Source organism: Streptomyces sp. NPDC055632, assembly GCF_053618675.1.
The window spans coordinates 55,395-72,820 of sequence record NZ_JBSHHY010000024.1 but is presented as its reverse complement, the minus strand read 5'-3'; the positions used below and the strand labels follow the sequence as shown (position 1 = coordinate 72,820).

Annotated in this window: 16 protein-coding genes; 4 read left to right on the top strand and 12 right to left on the bottom strand. The window is 72.7% G+C overall.

Annotated elements, in window-relative coordinates; translation table 11 throughout:
* Positions 1-44: 44 nt before the first annotated feature.
* The 8 genes from ACWGSR_RS26615 to pgsA form a co-directional block, all read right to left on the bottom strand.
* Positions 45-797 carry a YebC/PmpR family DNA-binding transcriptional regulator gene (locus ACWGSR_RS26615; protein ID WP_053644098.1) on the bottom strand — a complete coding sequence of 251 codons (753 nt, stop codon included), beginning with the start codon at positions 795-797 and terminating at the stop codon, positions 45-47.
* A gap of 62 nt (positions 798-859) precedes the next feature.
* On the bottom strand, positions 860-1,453 hold the full coding sequence (gene pdxT / locus ACWGSR_RS26610; RefSeq protein WP_453569611.1) for a pyridoxal 5'-phosphate synthase glutaminase subunit PdxT: 594 nt from the start codon (positions 1,451-1,453) through the stop codon (positions 860-862).
* A 6-nt stretch (positions 1,454-1,459) separates the two neighbouring features.
* On the bottom strand, positions 1,460-2,374 hold the full coding sequence (pdxS, locus tag ACWGSR_RS26605; RefSeq protein ID WP_121831719.1) for a pyridoxal 5'-phosphate synthase lyase subunit PdxS: 915 nt from the start codon (positions 2,372-2,374) through the stop codon (positions 1,460-1,462).
* A gap of 115 nt (positions 2,375-2,489) precedes the next feature.
* Positions 2,490-3,032, bottom strand: coding sequence for a hypothetical protein (locus ACWGSR_RS26600; RefSeq protein WP_121831720.1), 543 nt, complete (start codon positions 3,030-3,032; stop codon positions 2,490-2,492).
* A gap of 11 nt (positions 3,033-3,043) precedes the next feature.
* On the bottom strand, positions 3,044-3,685 hold the full coding sequence (locus ACWGSR_RS26595; RefSeq protein WP_376239135.1) for an N-acyl homoserine lactonase family protein: 642 nt from the start codon (positions 3,683-3,685) through the stop codon (positions 3,044-3,046).
* A gap of 148 nt (positions 3,686-3,833) precedes the next feature.
* Positions 3,834-4,988 (bottom strand): glycosyltransferase family 4 protein, encoded by a 1,155-nt coding sequence (locus ACWGSR_RS26590; protein WP_376239133.1) that lies wholly within the window; start codon positions 4,986-4,988, stop codon positions 3,834-3,836.
* Positions 4,985-5,914: a phosphatidylinositol mannoside acyltransferase gene (locus tag ACWGSR_RS26585; RefSeq protein WP_453569607.1), complete on the bottom strand. Its 930-nt coding sequence runs from the start codon at positions 5,912-5,914 to the stop codon at positions 4,985-4,987. The genes ACWGSR_RS26590 and ACWGSR_RS26585 overlap by 4 nt, the downstream gene beginning before the upstream one ends.
* Positions 5,911-6,573, bottom strand: a complete 663-nt coding sequence (gene pgsA, locus ACWGSR_RS26580) for a phosphatidylinositol phosphate synthase (RefSeq protein WP_386372129.1) — start codon at positions 6,571-6,573, stop codon at positions 5,911-5,913. Before pgsA ends, ACWGSR_RS26585 begins: the two co-directional genes overlap by 4 nt.
* 296 nt (positions 6,574-6,869) lie before the next feature.
* Here pgsA and ACWGSR_RS26575 point away from each other — a divergent pair, with 296 nt between their 5' ends.
* Complete coding sequence (locus tag ACWGSR_RS26575) at positions 6,870-9,131, top strand: elongation factor G-like protein EF-G2 (protein WP_453569603.1); 2,262 nt, start codon at positions 6,870-6,872, stop codon at positions 9,129-9,131.
* A gap of 175 nt (positions 9,132-9,306) precedes the next feature.
* A complete protein-coding gene (locus tag ACWGSR_RS26570; RefSeq protein WP_453569600.1) occupies positions 9,307-10,965 on the top strand; it encodes a hypothetical protein in 1,659 nt (552 codons plus the stop codon).
* A gap of 68 nt (positions 10,966-11,033) precedes the next feature.
* Here the strand turns inward: ACWGSR_RS26570 and ACWGSR_RS26565 are convergent, their stop codons facing one another.
* Positions 11,034-11,597: an HIT family protein gene (locus tag ACWGSR_RS26565; RefSeq protein ID WP_453569597.1), complete on the bottom strand. Its 564-nt coding sequence runs from the start codon at positions 11,595-11,597 to the stop codon at positions 11,034-11,036.
* Positions 11,598-11,662: 65 nt separating this feature from the next.
* Here ACWGSR_RS26565 and ACWGSR_RS26560 point away from each other — a divergent pair, with 65 nt between their 5' ends.
* The gene (locus ACWGSR_RS26560; RefSeq protein ID WP_453569594.1) at positions 11,663-12,343 is read left to right on the top strand and encodes a potassium channel family protein; all 681 of its coding nucleotides are present in this window, start codon (positions 11,663-11,665) and stop codon (positions 12,341-12,343) included.
* Positions 12,344-12,365: 22 nt separating this feature from the next.
* Here the strand turns inward: ACWGSR_RS26560 and thrS are convergent, their stop codons facing one another.
* The 3 genes from thrS to ACWGSR_RS26545 form a co-directional block, all read right to left on the bottom strand.
* Positions 12,366-14,342, bottom strand: coding sequence for a threonine--tRNA ligase (thrS, locus tag ACWGSR_RS26555; protein ID WP_453569591.1), 1,977 nt, complete (start codon positions 14,340-14,342; stop codon positions 12,366-12,368).
* A gap of 206 nt (positions 14,343-14,548) precedes the next feature.
* Positions 14,549-15,886 (bottom strand): hypothetical protein, encoded by a 1,338-nt coding sequence (locus tag ACWGSR_RS26550; RefSeq protein ID WP_453569588.1) that lies wholly within the window; start codon positions 15,884-15,886, stop codon positions 14,549-14,551.
* Entirely contained in the window at positions 15,886-16,452 is a 567-nt protein-coding gene (locus ACWGSR_RS26545; protein WP_376239111.1) for a DUF4365 domain-containing protein, read from the bottom strand. The genes ACWGSR_RS26550 and ACWGSR_RS26545 overlap by 1 nt, the downstream gene beginning before the upstream one ends.
* A 121-nt stretch (positions 16,453-16,573) precedes the next feature.
* On the opposite strand from ACWGSR_RS26545, the gene ACWGSR_RS26540 reads away from it, so the two are divergent.
* Positions 16,574-17,302, top strand: coding sequence for a 3'-5' exonuclease (locus ACWGSR_RS26540; RefSeq protein WP_353796277.1), 729 nt, complete (start codon positions 16,574-16,576; stop codon positions 17,300-17,302).
* Positions 17,303-17,426 lie beyond the last annotated feature (124 nt).

Sequence of the window (17,426 nt, the reverse complement as noted above, 5' to 3'; positions counted from 1 at the left end):
CGACGGGAGCGTGTCCCCGTCGGCCCGCTGCGAAAAGCAGGTGATCAGGCGTCGACCTTCGCCATGACCTCGTCGCTGACGTCGAAGTTGGCGAAGACGTTCTGCACGTCGTCGCTGTCCTCGAGCGCGTCGATCAGCTTGAACATCTTGCGCGCGCCCTCCTCGTCCAGCTCGACCTGCATGGTCGGGACGAAGCTGGAGTCGGCGGAGTCGTAGTCGATGCCGGCCGTCTGGAGCGCGGTGCGGACCGCGACCAGGTCGGTGGCCTCGCTGATGACCTCGAAGGACTCGCCGAGGTCGTTGACCTCCTCGGCGCCCGCGTCGAGCACCGCGCCCAGGACGTCGTCCTCGGACAGCTCGCCCTTGGGGAGCACGACGACGCCCTTGCGGTTGAACAGGTACGAGACGGAGCCCGGGTCGGCCATGGAGCCGCCGTTGCGGGTCATGGCCACGCGCACGTCCGAGGCGGCGCGGTTGCGGTTGTCGGTGAGGCACTCGATGAGCACCGCGACGCCGTTCGGGCCGTAGCCCTCGTACATGATCGTGGCGTAGTCGACGCCGCCGGCCTCGAGACCACCGCCGCGCTTGACCGCGGAGTCGATGTTCTTGTTGGGGACCGAGCTCTTCTTCGCCTTCTGGATGGCGTCGAAGAGGGTCGGGTTGCCCTCGGGGTCGGCGCCGCCCGTGCGGGCCGCGACCTCGATGTTCTTGATCAGCTTCGCGAAGAGCTTGCCGCGCTTGGCGTCGATCACGGCCTTCTTGTGCTTCGTCGTAGCCCATTTAGAGTGGCCGGACATCTGCCTGTCTCCTTCGCGTAACCCTTTTCTGAACGAACCCCAGAGATCCTACCGGGATCGGATCAGCCCGCCGCGCGCACCATGTCGACGAACAGGGCGTGGATGCGGTGGTCGCCGGTGAGTTCGGGGTGGAACGAGGTCGCGAGCGCCCGGCCCTGCCGTACGGCGACGACGTGCCCCTCGTGCTCGGCGAGGACCTCGACGTCCGCGCCGACCGACTCCACCCAGGGGGCCCGGATGAAGACGCCCTCGACGGGGCCGTCCTCGACGCCCGTGACGGTGACGCCGGCCTCGAAGGACTCGTTCTGCCGGCCGAAGGCGTTGCGGCGGACGATCATGTCGATGCCGCCGAAGGTCTCCTGGCCCGAGCGCGGGTCGAGGATCTTGTCGGCGAGCATGATCAGGCCGGCGCAGGTGCCGTAGACCGGCAGGTCGGCGGCGATGCGCTCGCGCAGCGGCTCCATGAGACCGAAGAGCGCGGCCAGCTTGGAGATGGTGGTGGACTCACCACCGGGAATGACCAGGCCGTCGACCTCGGCGAGCTCCTCGGGGCGCCTCACCGGCCTGGCCACGGCGTCCGCCGCGGCCAGGGCGATCAGGTGCTCCCGTACGTCGCCCTGGAGGGCCAGGACACCAATGACGGGAGTGCTGCTCATCGGTGCTTACCAGCCCCGGTTGGCGTAGCGCTCGGCCTCGGGGAGGGTGTCGCAGTTGATGCCGACCATGGCCTCGCCCAGGTTGCGGGAGGCGTCCGCGATGACCTTCGGGTCGTCGTAGAAGGTGGTGGCCTTCACGATGGCGGCGGCGCGCTTGGCCGGGTCGCCCGACTTGAAGATGCCGGAGCCGACGAAGACGCCCTCGGCGCCGAGCTGGCGCATCAGCGCGGCGTCGGCGGGGGTGGCGACGCCACCGGCGGAGAAGAGGACGACCGGCAGCTTGCCGAGCTCGGCGACCTCCTTGACGAGCTCGTACGGGGCGCGCAGGTCCTTGGCGGCGGCGAACAGCTCGTTGTTGTCGAAGCCGCGCAGCCTGGCGATCTCGTTCTTGATCTGGCGCAGGTGACGGACGGCCTCGACGACGTTGCCGGTGCCGGCCTCGCCCTTGGAGCGGATCATGGCCGCGCCCTCGGCGATCCGGCGCAGGGCCTCGCCCAGGTTGGTGGCGCCACAGACGAAGGGGGTGGTGAAGGCCCACTTGTCGGAGTGGTTGACCTCGTCGGCCGGGGTGAGGACCTCGGACTCGTCGATGTAGTCGACGCCGAGGGACTGCAGGACCTGGGCCTCGACGAAGTGGCCGATGCGGGACTTGGCCATCACCGGGATGGAGACCGCGCCGATGATCTCCTCGATCATGTTCGGGTCGGACATGCGGGCCACGCCGCCGTCCTTGCGGATGTCCGCGGGGACCCGCTCCAGGGCCATGACGGCCACGGCGCCGGCGTCCTCGGCGATCTTCGCCTGCTCGGCGTTGACCACGTCCATGATCACGCCGCCCTTGAGCTGCTCGGCCATGCCGCGCTTCACGCGCGCGGTGCCGGTCTCGGGGGACGAGGAGGGGGTGGAAGGCGTGGTGGACACGGATACCTCACTGGTGACAACGGGGGTTGACGACAGAGACGAGGAAACAGTCCACCCACGGGCCACGGCAAGGGCCAATGTGGACCCGGTGGATCGTTTTCGCAGGTGAGAACGATCAAGCCGGGCGATCGGCAAGGGCCACCGGGGGTTCGTCGTCCATTTCGAAGGCCAGTGGGAAGGGGGCGTGGCCCGCGAGCCGGAGCCAGCGGACCGTGCGGTGGCGGCGCAGGGCGCGGGCGGCGCGTACGGCGTCGTTGTGGAAGCGGCGGGCCATCGGCACCCGGCGCACGGCCTGCGCGAGCTCCCCCGCGGCCTCCTCGCCGCCGGGGGCCTCCCGCACGAGGTCCATCTGCTCGGGCTCGCCGAAGACGGCCCGCAGCGCCTGGCTGAGCTCGCTCTCGGCGACCTCCCGCTGGTCCTCCTCGGCCTGCCGGGCGGCGTGCGCGGCCTCGTAGAGCACGATCGAGGCGGCCGGGTCGAGGACCCCGGAGGTGGCCAGCTCCTGGGTGACCGAGGCCCGGCGCAGCAGCTGGGCGTCCAGGGCCGCGCGGGCGGCGTCGATGCGCGAGTGCAGCCGGTCGAGCCGCCCGGCGGTCCAGCTGAGGTAGACGCCGATGACGATCAGCGCGACGACGGTCCAGATCAGGGTTTGGGTCACGGGCGCACAGGCTACCGGGGCGGTGGCAGCACGCCTTCCCGAAGGGCGTGGTCGTGGGCGAACAGGACACGGGCCGGGCGGCCGCCGGCCAGTTCGGCGAGCCGGTCGAGCCAGGGGCGGTACGGGGTCCCGAACTCCGCCGCGAAGTCGTAGGCCTGGCCCGCGAGGACGGTCACGCGGTCGCCGTGGTCGAGGAGGAGCGACTGGTGCCCCTCGGTGTGGCCGGGCGTGGGCACGACGAGGACGCCGGGCGCGATCTCGTGCTCGCCGTCCAGCTCCTCGTACCGGACGCCGGGCAGGAGCGAGTCGATGGTGTGCCCGCCGGCGCGGGCGAGGGCGAGTTCGGCGCGCTGGACGAGGACGGGGGTGTCGGGGAAGCGCTGGTTGCCGCCGATGTGGTCGAAGTGCAGGTGGCAGTTGACGACGACGTCCACGTCGGCGGGGCCGACGGTGAGCGGTTTGCGGACCGGCCGGTAGTGGGCGTCGGTCTCGGGCGAGCCGGTGCCCATGCCGGTGTCGAGGAGGAGCGCCCCGCGCGCGTGCCGCACGAGGTAGCCGAGGACGGGCTCCACGCGCGCGTGGGGCCCGCCCCACTCCTCGGCGGGGCGGGTGAAGTGCCCGAGGTCGAGACGGTGCACGGTGATCGGGGTCATCGCCCCAGGATCCGCCGCGGTCCCGGCAAGCAGGCGGATTCAGCCGGGGGCGTACGGCTCCGCTCCGGGGCCCCGGTCCCGCTGCCCGGCTCTCGCCGACCGGACACGGGCGCGGCCCGCACGCGCAGGTGTGGCGCGGGACCGGCCCCTACAGCCCCAGCCGTGCCCGCAGGCCGCCCGTCCGTTCGTCCGTGTCCACGGCCGCCGCGCCGTCCGTGACGGTCTCGTAGACCGCGAGGACGTCCGCGCCGACGGTGGACCAGTCGAAGCGGCGGACGTGGGCCGAGCCGCGGGTGCTCAGCTCCTTGCGGCGCTTCTCGTCGCCCAGGAGGCGGATCGCCGCGTCCGCGAGGGCGCCGGCGTCCTCGTTGGCGAAGAGTTCGCCCGCGCCGCCCTGGTCCAGGACCTGGGCGAAGGCGTCCAGGTCGGCGGCGAGCACGGGCGCGCCCGCCGACATCGCCTCGACGAGGATGATGCCGAAGCTCTCGCCGCCGGTGTTGGGCGCCACGTACACGTCGACGCTGCGCAGCAGCCGCGCCTTGTCCTCGTCGCTGACCATGCCGAGGAACTCCACCCGGGACCGCATCTCGCGCGGCAGCGACGCCACCGCCTCCTCCTCGTCGCCGCGCCCGGCGACCAGGAGCCGCGCCCCGGGCCGCTCGGTGAGGATGCGGGGCAGCGCCTTCATGAGGACGGGCAGGCCCTTGCGGGGCTCGTCGATCCGGCCGATGAAGCCGAGGGTCTCGCCCTGCCACTCCTCCTTCGGCTCGGCGCGGGCGAAGAAGTCCACGTCGACGCCGTTGGGGATGACGACGGCGTCGCCGCCGAGGTGCTCCACGAGCGTGCGCCGCGCGTACTCGCTCACCGCGATCCGCGCGCTGATCTTCTCCAGGGCGGGCTGGAGGATCGGGTACGCGGCGATCATCGCCCGCGAGCGCGGGTTCGAGGTGTGGAAGGTGGCCACGATCGGCCCCTGCGCCGCCCAGCAGGTGAGCAGCCCGAGCGACGGCGAGGTCGGCTCGTGGATGTGGACGACGTCGAAGGCGTTGTCGTGCAGCCAGCGGCGCACCCGCGCGGCGGACAGGAAGCCGAAGTTGAGCCGGGCCACCGAGCCGTTGTACGGCACGGGGACGGCCCGCCCGGCCGAGACCACGTACGGCGGCAGCGGGGTCTCGTCGTCGGCGGGGGCCAGGACGGAGACCTCGTGGCCGAGCCGGATCAGGTGCTCGGCCAGGTCGCGGATGTGGAACTGGACGCCGCCCGGCACGTCCCAGGAGTACGGGCAGACGATCCCGATCTTCACGCCGCCCCGCCCCCTCTCTCTTCCCGGCCCGGCTCCTCCAGGTCCGCGAGCCACAGCCGTTGCAGCATGTGCCAGTCCTCCGGGTGGTCCGCGATGCCCTCGGCGAAGGCGTCGGCGAGGGCCTGGGTCATGACGGCCGTCTTCTCCGCCCGCGTACCCGCGTCGGGCACGTCCACCGGCGGGTGGACCCGGCCCTTCATGACCGGCGTGTCGTCGTACCAGAGCGTCACCGGCAGCAGCAGGGCGCCCGTCTGCTGGGCGAGTATCGCCGGGCCCGCCGGCATCCGCGCGGTGTCCCCGAAGAACGTGACCTCGGTGCCGGAGGCCGACAGGTCCCGGTCCGCGACCAGACAGACGAGCCCGCCGGCCCGCAGCCGCCGCGCCAGCCTGCCGAAGGCGGAGCCGCCGGTGTGCGGCACGACCTCCATGCCCAGGGACTCGCGGTAGGCGACGAACCGGTCGTACAGCGACTCCGGCTTCAGCCGCTCCGCGACCGTGGTGAACGGCAGGCCGAGCACGCGGGTCGCCCACACGCCCGCGAGGTCCCAGTTCGCCAGGTGCGGCAGGGCGAGGACGACGCCGCGCCCGGAGGCGAGGCCCTCCTTCAGATAGTGGATGTCCTTGATGTCTATCCCGCGCTCGACCCGCTCCTTGCTCCAGGTCGGCAGCCGGAAGGACTCCATCCAGTACCGCATGTACGAGCGCATGCCGGCCCTCGACAGCTCGGCGAGCCGCTCGGGGGTGGCGTCCGGCACCACGCGCGCGAGGTTGGACTCCAGGCGCAGGACGCTCTTGCCGCGCCGCTTCCACGCGACGTCGGCGATCCGCCGGCCGAGGCCCGCGGCCACCGGCTCGGGCAGCCTCTTCACGGTCGCCCAGCCGAGCCCGTACAGGCCGTCGCTGAGCCGGTCCTTGAGGTCGCTCACGAGGCCGCCCCGCTTCCCCCGGCCGCGGCGGCGTCCGCCTCGGCCGACTCCCGCCGCACGGTGACCACCCGCTGCCCCAGGGTGACCGCGCTGCCGGCGGCCACGATCCACAGCGCGATCGGCAGCAGCACCTGGATGCCGGGGACGCCGAAGGCGTGCAGTCCGGCGAGCCCGGCGGCGACCAGGGAGATCACGAGCCGCTCGGCGCGCTCGACCAGGCCGTTGACGGCGACCGGCAGGCCGATCGACTCGCCGCGGGCCTTGGTGTACGAGACGACCTGGCCGCTCGCCAGGCAGAAGATCGACACGGCGCACATCACGTTGTCGTCGCCCTTGCCGGCGTACCAGAGCGCGAAGCCGCCGAAGATCGCGCCGTCGGCGACCCGGTCGAGCGTCGAGTCGAGGAAGGCCCCCCAGCGGCTGGAGACGCCCGCCTGCCGGGCCATGTTGCCGTCGACGAGGTCGGAGAAGACGAACAGGGTGATGACGATCGTGCCCCAGAAGAACTCTCCGCGGGGGAAGAAGACCAGCGCACCGGCCATCACCCCCGCCGTGCCGATGAGCGTGACCGCGTCGGGGCTGACGCCCCTGCGGAGCAGAAACGCGGCGAACGGTGTGAGGACACGCGTGAAAAAGGCACGCGCGTACTTGTTCAGCATGGCCTTCCCGAGGTTCGGTGGGCCGCGCGGCCCCTACGACCACCGGCCCGCCCATCGTAGTCACCGGTGCCCCCGGCTACCGGCGGGTACCCGCCCCGCCGCGTCGACGTCCCCCCGGGAGCCCGGCGGACGCGGTGCGCGGGCCCCCGACCGATGGACGCGCCCCGGCGTCGGTGCCAAGCTCGAAGGACCACCGCAAGGCACCGCGGGCACCGCGGAGGCCGCACCACCGCGACACGCCACTCCCCCGCGCCCGCGTCCCGCCGCACCGTGCGAGCAGTCGGGAGGAACACGTCATGGGTGACAGGGCGAAGACACCCGCCGGGGCCGCCGGCAGGGCTCCGACGGCCGACCGGCCCTCGGACATACGGAACGTGGTGCTGGTCGGCCACAGCGGATCGGGCAAGACGACGCTCGTCGAGGCCCTCGCGCAAACCGCGGGCGCGCTCAACCGGGCCGGACGCGTCGAGGACGGCGGCACGGTCTCGGACCACGACGAGATCGAGCGGCGCCGCCACCGCTCCGTCCAGCTCTCGCTCGTCCCGGTCGGCTGGGACGGCTGCAAGATCAATCTGATCGACACCCCCGGGTACGCCGACTTCGTCGGGGAGCTGAGGGCCGGTCTGCGCGCGGCGGACGCGGCCCTCTTCGTCGTCTCGGCCGCCCAGGAGGCCGGCGCCGTCGCCGCCTCCACGCGCGCGATCTGGGAGGAGTGCGCCGCCGTCGGCATGCCCCGCGCCATCGTCGTCACCCACCTCGACACGGCCCGCACCGGCTTCGCGGAGCTGACGGAGGTCTGCGCCGGGCTCTTCGGCCGCGACGACCCGGACGCCGTCCTCCCCCTCCACCTGCCCGTGCACGGACCCGAGGCCGCCGACGGGCACGCGCCCGTGACCGGCCTGATCGGCCTGCTCTCGGAGCGGATCCTCGACTACTCCACGGGGGCGCGGCGGGAGGAACCGCCCGACGAGAGCCGGCGGGAGATCGTCGCGGAGGCCCGCGCCCGGCTCATCGAGGGGATCATCGCCGAGAGCGAGGACGAGACCCTGATGGACCGCTACCTCGGCGGCGAGCCGATCGACCCGGGGATCCTCGTCGGCGACCTGGAGAAGGCCGTCGCCCGGGGCGCCTTCCACCCGGTCCTCGCGGCCGCCCCCGCCGCCGAGGGCGGCACGCAGGGCCTCGGCACCGTCGAACTCCTGGAACTGATCACCCGCGGCTTCCCCTCCCCCCTGGAGCACGAGCCGCGCGCCGTCACCACCCCCGACGGCCGGCCCCGGCCCGCGGTCACCTGCGACCCCGAGGGCCCCCTGGTCGCCGAGGTCGTCAAGACCGCCGCCGACCCCTACGTGGGCCGGATCTCGCTGCTCCGGGTCTTCTCCGGCACCCTGCGCCCCGACGAGACCGTCCACGTCTGCGGACACGGGCTCACGGACCGGACGAGCCCCGACCCCGACCCCGACCCCGCTCCCGCTCCCGCTCCCGCTCCCGGCGAGCAGGACCTCCACGAGGCCGACGACCGGATCGGCGGGCTGACCTCCCCCTTCGGCAAGCAGCAGCGCCCCATGGCGCACTGCGTCGCCGGGGACCTCGCCTGCGTCGCCCGCCTCGGGCACGCGGAGACCGGGGACACCGTCTCCGCCAAGGACGACCCGCTCCTGATGGAGCCGTGGACCCTGCCCGAACCGCTGCTGCCGCTCGCCGTCCGGGCCCACGGCAAGGCCGACGAGGACCGGCTCTCCCAGGGCCTCGCCCGGCTGGTCGCCGAGGACCCGGCCCTGCGGCTCGAACAGAACCCGGACACCGGGCAGATGGTCCTGTGGTGCCTGGGCGAGGCCCACCAGGACGTCGCCCTGGAACGCCTCCGCGAACGCCACGGCGTCCGGGTCGACGCCGTGCCGTACAAGGTGGCGCTGCGCGAGACCTTCGGCGGCGCCGCCTCGGGCCGCGGCCGGCACGTCAAGCAGTCCGGCGGCCACGGCCAGTACGCCATCTGCGAGATCGACGTGGAGCCGCTGCCGCCGGGCAGCGGCGTCGAGTTCGTCGACAAGGTGGTCGGCGGCGCGGTCCCGCGCCCCTTCGTCACCTCCGTCGAGAAGGGCGTACGGGCCCAGGCCGCGCGCGGGATCGCCACCGGCCATCCGCTCGTCGACGTCCGGGTCACCCTGCGCGACGGCAAGGCCCACTCCGTCGACTCCTCCGACGCCGCCTTCCAGACGGCCGGCGCCCTCGCCCTGCGCGAGGCGGCCGCCGACGTCCCCGTCCGCCTCCTGGAACCGGTGGACGAGGTCGGGGTCCTCGTCCCCGACGAGTACGTCGGCCCGGTCATGAGCGACCTGTCGGGACGGCGCGGCCGCGTCGTCGGCACCGACCGGGCGGGCCCGGGGCGGACCCTCGTGCGGGCCGAGGTGCCGGAGGCCGAGATCGTGCGGTACGCGATCGACCTGAGGTCCGTGTCGCACGGCACCGGACGGTTCGACCGCACGTACGCCCGGCACGAACCGATGCCGCCCCACGTGGCGGAGAAGTTCAGGCAACAGACCGAAAACAGCCCCTAGTTGACAGGCCGACAGCCACGGCCGCCCGTTCCGCCGTCGCGGGGCGGGCGGCATTCGGCCGTCCCCCCGCGCTCCGGTGACGCGCCGGGCGGTACCCGGTTACGCTGGGGTGCCCAGCTCAGAAGGTGTGCGGGGCACCGCAGTTGGGAAACAGCCCGCACAGGGACTCGGCGCGATGGGGGCGGCAGTGGCGATGGACGGTTTCGGTCTCGGGGCGCAGGTCCCCCTCCAGGGCTCGGACGGGCAGACGGCGGCGACCCACGCCCTCGCCTCCGCCGCGTACCGCGACGGCCCCGTCGACAAGATCCTGGAAGCCGACAACGAGCTGTACAAGTCGAAGGTCACCCCGGGCAAGTGGCACAAGCTCTTCCGCCCCGACCTCGGCGAGGCCTTCTCCCGCGCCGTCCAGGTGCGGATGCTCGGCGGGGCCCGCGGCGCCCTCGTCCAATCCTTCGGCGTGGAGCCCCAGCCGGTGGTGGTCCACTGCCTCGCCGCCAACCGCATCCGCAAGCAGCGGGACGTGAAGCTGACGCTGATCACGCTCGTCTGCGGGGTCCTCTTCCTGCCCGGTCTGCTGCTCTGGCTCGGCGTCATCCAGCTCCGCCGGTTCGCCGCCGGCTCCGACAACAGGCGCACCAGCTTCCTCGGCACCGCGGTGCTCGTCGCCGCCGGGTTCCTCGCCCTGCTCGTGATGTTCAGGCTGCCCTTCGCCGGGATCCTGCCGACCTATCTGCGCGCCATGCTGGTGGCCCCGGTCATCGGCTGGTTCCTCGCCCGCCGCGTCGTCGAGAGGACCGCCGTCGAGCTGCGCGAGCGCTGGAGCGCCCTGCTCGGCGGCGGCGGCATCGGCGCCAAGATCCCCGAGGCGGCGCCCCGGGACCCGGGCGAGAAGGCCGCCGAGGAGCTCCGCCAGAACCTGGAGAAGCTCTCCGCCGAGCAGCAGTCCAACGTCGTGTTCTACGCCGGCCCCAAGGGCATCCTCGGCCTGGGCACCCGCTGGGGCAGCTGGACGCTCGCCGAGGAGCTGGTCCCGGTGCCGGGCAAGGAGATGCACGACTTCCGCGCCTGGGACGTCGTCCGGAAGATCCACGAGCAGCTCACCCTCCTGGAGCGCGGCTCCCTCAAGACCGGCTTCCCCAAGCCGACCGTGAAGCACTGGATCGTCGTCCCGGTGGGCGAGGGTGCCGACTCCGTCAGCCGCCCCGAGGGCGACAACATCGTGCACTACCAGGTGAAGCCCCACGAGATACAGCGCATCTGCAACGACCAGCAGTTCGGCGCGGGCAACCGCCACTACCTCGGCGTGCAGTTCACCCTCTGGGACGGGAACCTCGTCCTCACCATGACGGTCACCGTGACCTCGCTCCACCACACGCTCCGCGTCGAGGTCACCGGCCACGCCCTCGGCCCCGTCCACGGCCTCTTCAGCGAGAAGCCGGCGGCGAAGACCAAGGCGGTCTCCAAGTCCGTCCGCTTCTGGGAGACCCGCGAGGTCAAGCTGCCGCTGACCACCACCGACGACGTCGTCCGGACGGCCGTCCGCGCCCCGCTCACCTGGTTCCCGCCGGTCCTGGAGTTCCTCGGCGGCAAGCTCGTCCTGCCGGAGCCCTTCGGCCTGCGCCACGTCTGGGCCGGGCCGCTCTGGAAGAACCGCTTCATGGCCGACGACGCCATCCGCATGGCGACGCCGGTGCTGCGCGCGGTGCACAACGCCACCATCAAGGTCCTCGACGAGCACAACGTCGACACCGAGCGCTTCACCAACCGCTCGCTCGTCCTCAGCGGCGGTGCCCAGGAGGCGAGCCCCCGGAAGGCCGACGTCTACGACGCCTGACCGGCCCTCACGACGAGAGGACCCGGCCCCCGATCGCGTACGGGGGCCGGGTCCTCTCGTCGTACGGCTCAGACAGCGGCCGGCCAGGCGTCGGCCAGCATCTTCCGGGTGTCCGCGAGCAGCTGCGGCAGCACCTTCGTGTGCCCGACGACCGGCATGAAGTTGGTGTCCCCGCCCCAGCGCGGCACCACGTGCTGGTGCAGGTGCGCGGCGATGCCGGCGCCCGCCACCGTGCCCTGGTTCATGCCGATGTTGAACCCGTGCGCGCCGGAGGCCGCCCGCAGCGCCACCATCGCCCGCTTCGTGAAGTCGCCCAGCTCCGCCGTCTCCGCCGCGTCCAGGTCCGTGTAGTCGGCGACGTGCCGGTAGGGGACGACCATGAGGTGACCGCCGTTGTACGGGTACAGGTTGAGGACCGCGTACACGCTCTCGCCGCGCGCGATCACCAGGCCGTCCTCGTCCGACGCCGAGGGGATCGAGCAGAACGGACAGCCGTCCCCGGCACCCGGCCCGGTCGGCTTGTTCTCGCCCTGGATGTACGCCATCCGGTGAGGCGTCCACAGGCGCTGGAACGCGTCCTGCGTCCCCACTCCGATCTGCTGCTCCGGCTCAGTCGTCATGCCGTGCAGCATATTGCGTCGTCCGTTCGGAACGTGTCGCCGGGGCGACGCATCCGTCCGCCGTCCATGCTGGTGCGATGAGCGACAGGCCACCGACACCGTCCCGGCTGGAGCACTGGGACCGCCGCATGGAGGTCCCGCTCGCCCTGGCCTCCTTCGCCTTCCTCGGTGCCTACGCCGTCCACGTCCTCGCCCGCGACCTCCAGGAGGTCTGGCACGACGTCTGCCTCGCGGTCACCCTCGGCTCCTGGACCTTCTTCGTCGTGGACTACCTGGTGCGGCTCCGGCTGAGCGGCCTCGCCCCGCGCCGCTTCCTGCGCGCCCACCTCCTCGACACCCTGGTCGTGCTCCTCCCCCTGCTGCGCCCCCTGCGCATGGTGAACCTGTACGGCAGGGTCCAGCGCCGCCACGGCCCGAAGCTCAGCCTCTACGGGCGCGTGATGGTCTACTCGGGCCTCAGCGTGTCCCTGCTCGGCTTCGCGGGGTCGCTCACGGTCTACCACCACGAGGTGGACGCCCCCGGGGCGACGATCGTCACCTTCGGCGACTCGGTGTGGTGGACCTGCGCGACGCTGGCGACGGTGGGGTACGGGGACGTGTCCCCGGTGACCCCGGCCGGCCGGGTGACGGCGGTGGGCCTGATGGCCTGCGGCCTGGCGCTGCTGGGGGCGGTGACGGGTTCGTTCTCGTCCTGGCTGATCCAGGCGTTCACGAGGGAGGACGAGAAGAGGCCCCCGGGGAGTTCCCCGGAGGCCTGATCCCCTCTCGTACGAAGAGGGGCTACACCTGGACGCGGCTCTCCACCACGTCGACGAGCTTCGCCAGCGCCGCGTCACGCGGGATGCCGTTCTCCTGCGAGCCGTCGCGGTAGCGGAAGGAGACGGTGCCGGCCGCCATGTCGTCGTCACCGACGATGATCATGAACGGAACCTTCTGCTTCTGCCAGGTCCTGATCTTCTTCTGCATCCGGTCCGAGGACGCGTCCACGTCGACCCGAAGCCCCAGCTTCTTCGCCTCGGCGGCGAAGTCCTGGAGGTACTCGACGTGCGAGTCGCCGATCGGGATGCCGGCCGCCTGCACGGGCGCCAGCCACGGCGGCATCGCGCCCGCGTAGTGCTCCAGGAGCACCGCGAAGAACCGCTCGATCGAGCCGAACAGCGCGCGGTGGATCATGACCGGGCGCTGCTTGGTGCCGTCCGGCGCGGTGTACTCCAGGTCGAAGCGCTCCGGCAGGTTGAAGTCGAGCTGCACGGTCGACATCTGCCAGGTGCGGCCGATGGCGTCCCGCGCCTGCACGGAGATCTTCGGGCCGTAGAACGCGGCGCCGCCCGGGTCGGGGGTCAGCGGGAGCCCCTGCTTCTCGGCGACCTGCTGGAGGACCGCGGTGGCCTCCTCCCACGCCTCGTCCGAGCCGACGAACTTGGTCTCGTCCTTGGTGGACAGCTCCAGGTAGAAGTCGGTCAGGCCGTAGTCGCGGAGCAGGTCCAGGACGAAGGTGAGGGTGCGGTCCAGCTCCTCCGCCATCTGCTCGCGGGTGCAGTAGATGTGCGCGTCGTCCTGGGTGAAGCCGCGGGCCCGGGTCAGACCGTGGACGACGCCGGACTTCTCGTACCGGTACACGGTGCCGAACTCGAACAGCCGCAGCGGCAGCTCGCGGTAGGAGCGTCCGCGCGCGTCGAAGATCAGGTTGTGCATCGGACAGTTCATGGGCTTGAGGTAGTAGTCCACGCCCTCGTCGAGCTGCATGGGGGGGTACATGCCCTCGGCGTACCAGTCGAGGTGGCCCGACTTCTCGAACAGCTTGCCCTTGGTGGCGTGCGGCGAGTAGACGAACTCGTAGCCCTCCTGCTCGTGCCGCTTGCGCGAGTAGTCCTCCATGACCCGGCGGATGATGCCGCCCTTGGGGTGGAAGACCGCGAGGCCGGAGCCGATCTCGTCCGGGATCGAGAAGAGGTCGAGCTCGTTGCCCAGCTTGCGGTGGTCGCGCTTCTCGGCCTCGGCGAGGAAGTCGAGGTGCGCCTTCAGCTCGTCCTTGGACGGCCAGGCGGTGCCGTAGATGCGCTGGAGCATCGGGTTCTTCTCGCTGCCGCGCCAGTAGGCGGCCGCGTTCCGCATCAGCTTGAACGCCGGGATGTTCCGCGTGGTCGGCAGGTGGGGACCGCGGCAGAGGTCCTTCCAGCACAGCTCGCCGGTCTTGGCGTCGAGGTTGTCGTAGATGGTCAGCTCGCCGCCGCCCACCTCGACGTTCGCGCCGTCGTCGGTCGACGCGGAGCCCTTGATGCCGATGAGCTCCAGCTTGTACGGCTCGTCCGCCAGCTCCTCGCGGGCGGCCTCGTCGGTCACCACGCGGCGGGCGAAGCGCTGGCCGCGCTTCTGGATCTCCTGCATCTTCTTCTCGATGACCTTGAGGTCCTCGGGGGTGAAGGGCCGGTCGACGTCGAAGTCGTAGTAGAAGCCGTCCCGGACCGGCGGGCCGATGCCCAGCTTGGCCTCGGGGAAGAGCTCCTGCACGGCCTGGGCCATGACGTGGGCGGTCGAGTGGCGCAGGACGTCGAGACCGTCCGGGGAGGAGATCTCGACGCCCTCGACGACGTCGCCGTCGGCGAGCGCGTACGACAGGTCCTTCAGCTCACCGCCGACGCGGGCGGCGACGATCGTACGGTCGTCGGCGAACAGGGCGCCGGCGGTGGTGCCCGCGCTCACCGCCCTCTCCTCTGCTTCCGAGGCGGACTGGACGGTCACACGGACATCAGACACTGGTGCTCCATACATCGGGGCGCCGGCAGACACGAGGTGCCGGCACCAACGGTGCGCGACAGAGACGAGGTGCCGCGCACCGTCGATCCTACGGGCTCCGCCGGACGCCCGTCCCTCGGCGTTTCCGGGCCCCGCCGACGCCCGTCCCCCGGCGTTTCCGGGCCCCGCCCACGCCCGTCCCCGCCGTCTCCGGGGCCTGTGCGGCCTCAGTCCTCCGGCCCGCAGGCCTCCTCGAAGAAGTCGAGGTTCTCGTGGAGCGCCTTCATCAGGCGGTCCCGCTCCGCCTCGTCGACCTGGACGGGGACGACCTCGGAGGCGTCGGTGAGGCGGCGGAAGCCGCCCCGGCTCTCCAGCCGGCCGGAGACCCGGATCGGGAGCCCGACGAGGTGGGCGTGGCCGGCGGTGCGGTACGCCTCCTCGTCGAGGGTGACGCGGACGTGCGGGACCTCGGCCCCGCCGAGGACGCGGAGCCGGACGGTGCCCTCGCCCCGGGGTCCGGAGCGGCGCATGCGCACGACGGCGCCGGTGAGGCGGACGGGCACGGAGGGCTCGCCGGTCCGGTAGCGGGCGCTCGCCCCGCGCAGGGCGGGCAGGTCGCCGGGCGAGAACTCGACCGGTTCGGGCCGGGCGGCGCACCCGTCGGGCGGTCCGGCGGCCGGGGCCCACTCCAGGGCGACGCGGGCCCCCTCGGTGCCCCGGACGAGGGCGACGAGGGCCTCGGTCAGCTCGCGGCTGACGCCCGCCCCGACGGCGGCGTCGAAGGCCTCCATGCGGCCGGTGGCCCGCTGGTAGTCGACGGCCTCGCGGGCCGCGTGGAGGGCGTGGTGGAGCCGGACGGCGATCGGGCGGCCCGGTTCGACGGGCAGGAAGGCGGTGAGGGCGCGCCCGCCGGGGGACGCGCCGACGAGGACGCTCTCCAGGGAGGCCTGGGCGGGGCGCCGGTGCCGGGCGCCGTAGTAGCCGGCCCGGCCGCGCACGGCGAGGGCGCCGGCGAGGAGGAGTTGGCGGGCGGCCGATCCGAGCTGTTCCCGCACGGTCCAGGGGACGGTGCCGGCGGGGCCCGGGGGCACGTCGCGCCACCAGCGGATCTCATCGCTGGGCACGGCGAGCCCGGTGAGGACCTCGCGGGCGGAGGGCGCGGCGCTGTGGGCGAGGGCGGCGAGGGCCTCGGCGAGCAGGTCCTCGCAGTCCGGGAAGGCACGGCTCTCCGGGACGAGGAGGCTCGTGCCGGTGCCGGTGCCGGGCGGGGTCCAGCGGCCGTAGCGGCCGGCCGCGCCGCCGCGCCGCCGCCAGCCGTGGCGGGCGAGCAGGGCGCCGAGGACCCGCGGGTCGACGCGGTCGGGGTCGGGCGCGCCGTGGACGTCGGCCCAGGGGCCGGCGGAGAGGTCGGGCCGGGGCACGGGGGCGCCGGGCCGGGGTCCGAAAACATCGCCGGTCACCGGGTGGGGGCGGTAGGGCGGGGGGACGGGGCCGTACCCGGCGCCGTCCCCTTCTCCTCCGTGCCCCTCCCGCTCGTATCCCGGGTCGTCGATCGGTCGGTGCATCAGGGTCTCCCTCCCACCCCGACCCGGGTCATGATGTCGCAGAGCGCCCGGTCGTCGAAGATCCGTGTCGTCGGGATGCGCACGGTGGTCCGGCGCCGTCCCGTGACCGGGTGTCCGGCCAGGTTGGTCCAGTAGCAGCAGTGCCTCAGGTCGAGCCCGTCGTGGTCCGCCCTCAGCCAGTCGTCCTGGGACCTCGGGACGAGCATCACGACCAGGATCTTGTGCACGGACACGGGGGTCCGGGCGAGCTTCACCAGGTGGTCGTTGTCCAGGGTGAAGGAGAACGCGCTCCCCCGGGGGCGCGGCGGTATCTGGTAGGTGCACTTGAGCTGCACCTTGATGGTCACCTCGTCGTCGACGGTGTGGCCGGGGGCGCTGTGGCTCACGTGCCAGTCGATGCCGTTGTCCGGAAAGGGCTGGGACAGCGAGCAGCCCGCCGCGGCGGCGACGGCGTGCAGGTATCCCACCTGGAGGGTCTCCATGCAGGCGGTGGTGGCGAGTGAGCCGCGCGTCGGAGCCGCCCGCTGGGGCGGCAGCCCTCCCGACTCGGGCTGGGCGAGCGCCATGTCGTCTTCCTTCCCCGTCCCTTCTGTTGTGACCGGTCCGCGTACGGCGCAAACAGTCCGGGTATCACCGTTTCGGGGCAGGGGGTTGGCCATCTGCCGCACGTGTGCAGGGAGTTCGGGGATGACGATGCACTGGTACGAAGGGCCCCTGGCGGCTTTCGACACGGAGACGACGGGGATCGACGTCGAGGGGGACCGGATCGTCTCGGCCGCCCTCGTCGTGCAGGACACGGCCGGGGCGCGTCCGCGGGTGACGCGGTGGCTGGTGAACCCGGGCATACCGGTGCCCGCGGAGGCCACGGCCGTGCACGGCCTGACGGACGATCACCTCCAGCGGAACGGCCGGTGGCCGGCCCCGGTGATGGAGGAGCTGGGGCGGGCGCTGTCCGAGCAGATCGCGGCGGGGCGTCCGCTGGTGGTGATGAACGCGCCGTTCGACCTGACCCTCCTGGACCGGGAGTTGCGGCGGCACCGGGCCTCGACGCTGGACCACTACCTGGCGGGCGCGCCGCTGTGCGTGCTCGACCCGCGGGTCCTGGACAAGCACCTGGACCGCTACCGGAAGGGGCGCAGGACGCTGACGGACCTGTGCGCCCACTACGAGGTGGAGCTGACGGGGGCGCACGACGCGGCGGCGGACGCGACGGCGGCGATGGACGTCGTACGGGCGGTGGCGCGGCGGTTCTCGTCCCGGCTCGAACGGCTGACGCCGACGGAGCTGCACACGCTCCAGGCGGTGTGGCACGCGGCCCAGGCGCGGGGGCTCCAGGCGTGGTTCGCGCGGCAGGGGACGCCGGAGACGGTGGACCCGTCGTGGCCGCTGCGTCCGGAGCTGCGCGCGGCGGCGTGATCCGCGGGGCGCGCCCGCAATGACAGAGGCCGGTCCGTCTTTCGACGGACCGGCCGCAACCCGGGGGCGATTCGGGGAAAGAACCAGTGTCCCCATCGGTGTGTACGAAGTGCTCGCCCGCTGA

Bases quoted from the DNA above. Each gene is read 5' to 3' on its own strand.
- ACWGSR_RS26545 (WP_376239111.1), bottom strand. From the start codon at position 16,452: ATGGCGCTCGCCCAGCCCGAGTCGGGAGGGCTGCCGCCCCAGCGGGCG.
- ACWGSR_RS26540 (WP_353796277.1), top strand. From the start codon at position 16,574: ATGACGATGCACTGGTACGAAGGGCCCCTGGCGGCTTTCGACACGGAG.
- ACWGSR_RS26550 (WP_453569588.1), bottom strand. From the start codon at position 15,886: ATGCACCGACCGATCGACGACCCGGGATACGAGCGGGAGGGGCACGGA.
- pdxT (WP_453569611.1), bottom strand. From the start codon at position 1,453: ATGAGCAGCACTCCCGTCATTGGTGTCCTGGCCCTCCAGGGCGACGTA.
- ACWGSR_RS26595 (WP_376239135.1), bottom strand. From the start codon at position 3,685: ATGACCCCGATCACCGTGCACCGTCTCGACCTCGGGCACTTCACCCGC.
- pgsA (WP_386372129.1), bottom strand. From the start codon at position 6,573: ATGCTGAACAAGTACGCGCGTGCCTTTTTCACGCGTGTCCTCACACCG.
- ACWGSR_RS26575 (WP_453569603.1), top strand. From the start codon at position 6,870: ATGGGTGACAGGGCGAAGACACCCGCCGGGGCCGCCGGCAGGGCTCCG.
- ACWGSR_RS26565 (WP_453569597.1), bottom strand. From the start codon at position 11,597: ATGCTGCACGGCATGACGACTGAGCCGGAGCAGCAGATCGGAGTGGGG.
- ACWGSR_RS26570 (WP_453569600.1), top strand. From the start codon at position 9,307: ATGGGGGCGGCAGTGGCGATGGACGGTTTCGGTCTCGGGGCGCAGGTC.
- ACWGSR_RS26615 (WP_053644098.1), bottom strand. From the start codon at position 797: ATGTCCGGCCACTCTAAATGGGCTACGACGAAGCACAAGAAGGCCGTG.
- ACWGSR_RS26560 (WP_453569594.1), top strand. From the start codon at position 11,663: ATGAGCGACAGGCCACCGACACCGTCCCGGCTGGAGCACTGGGACCGC.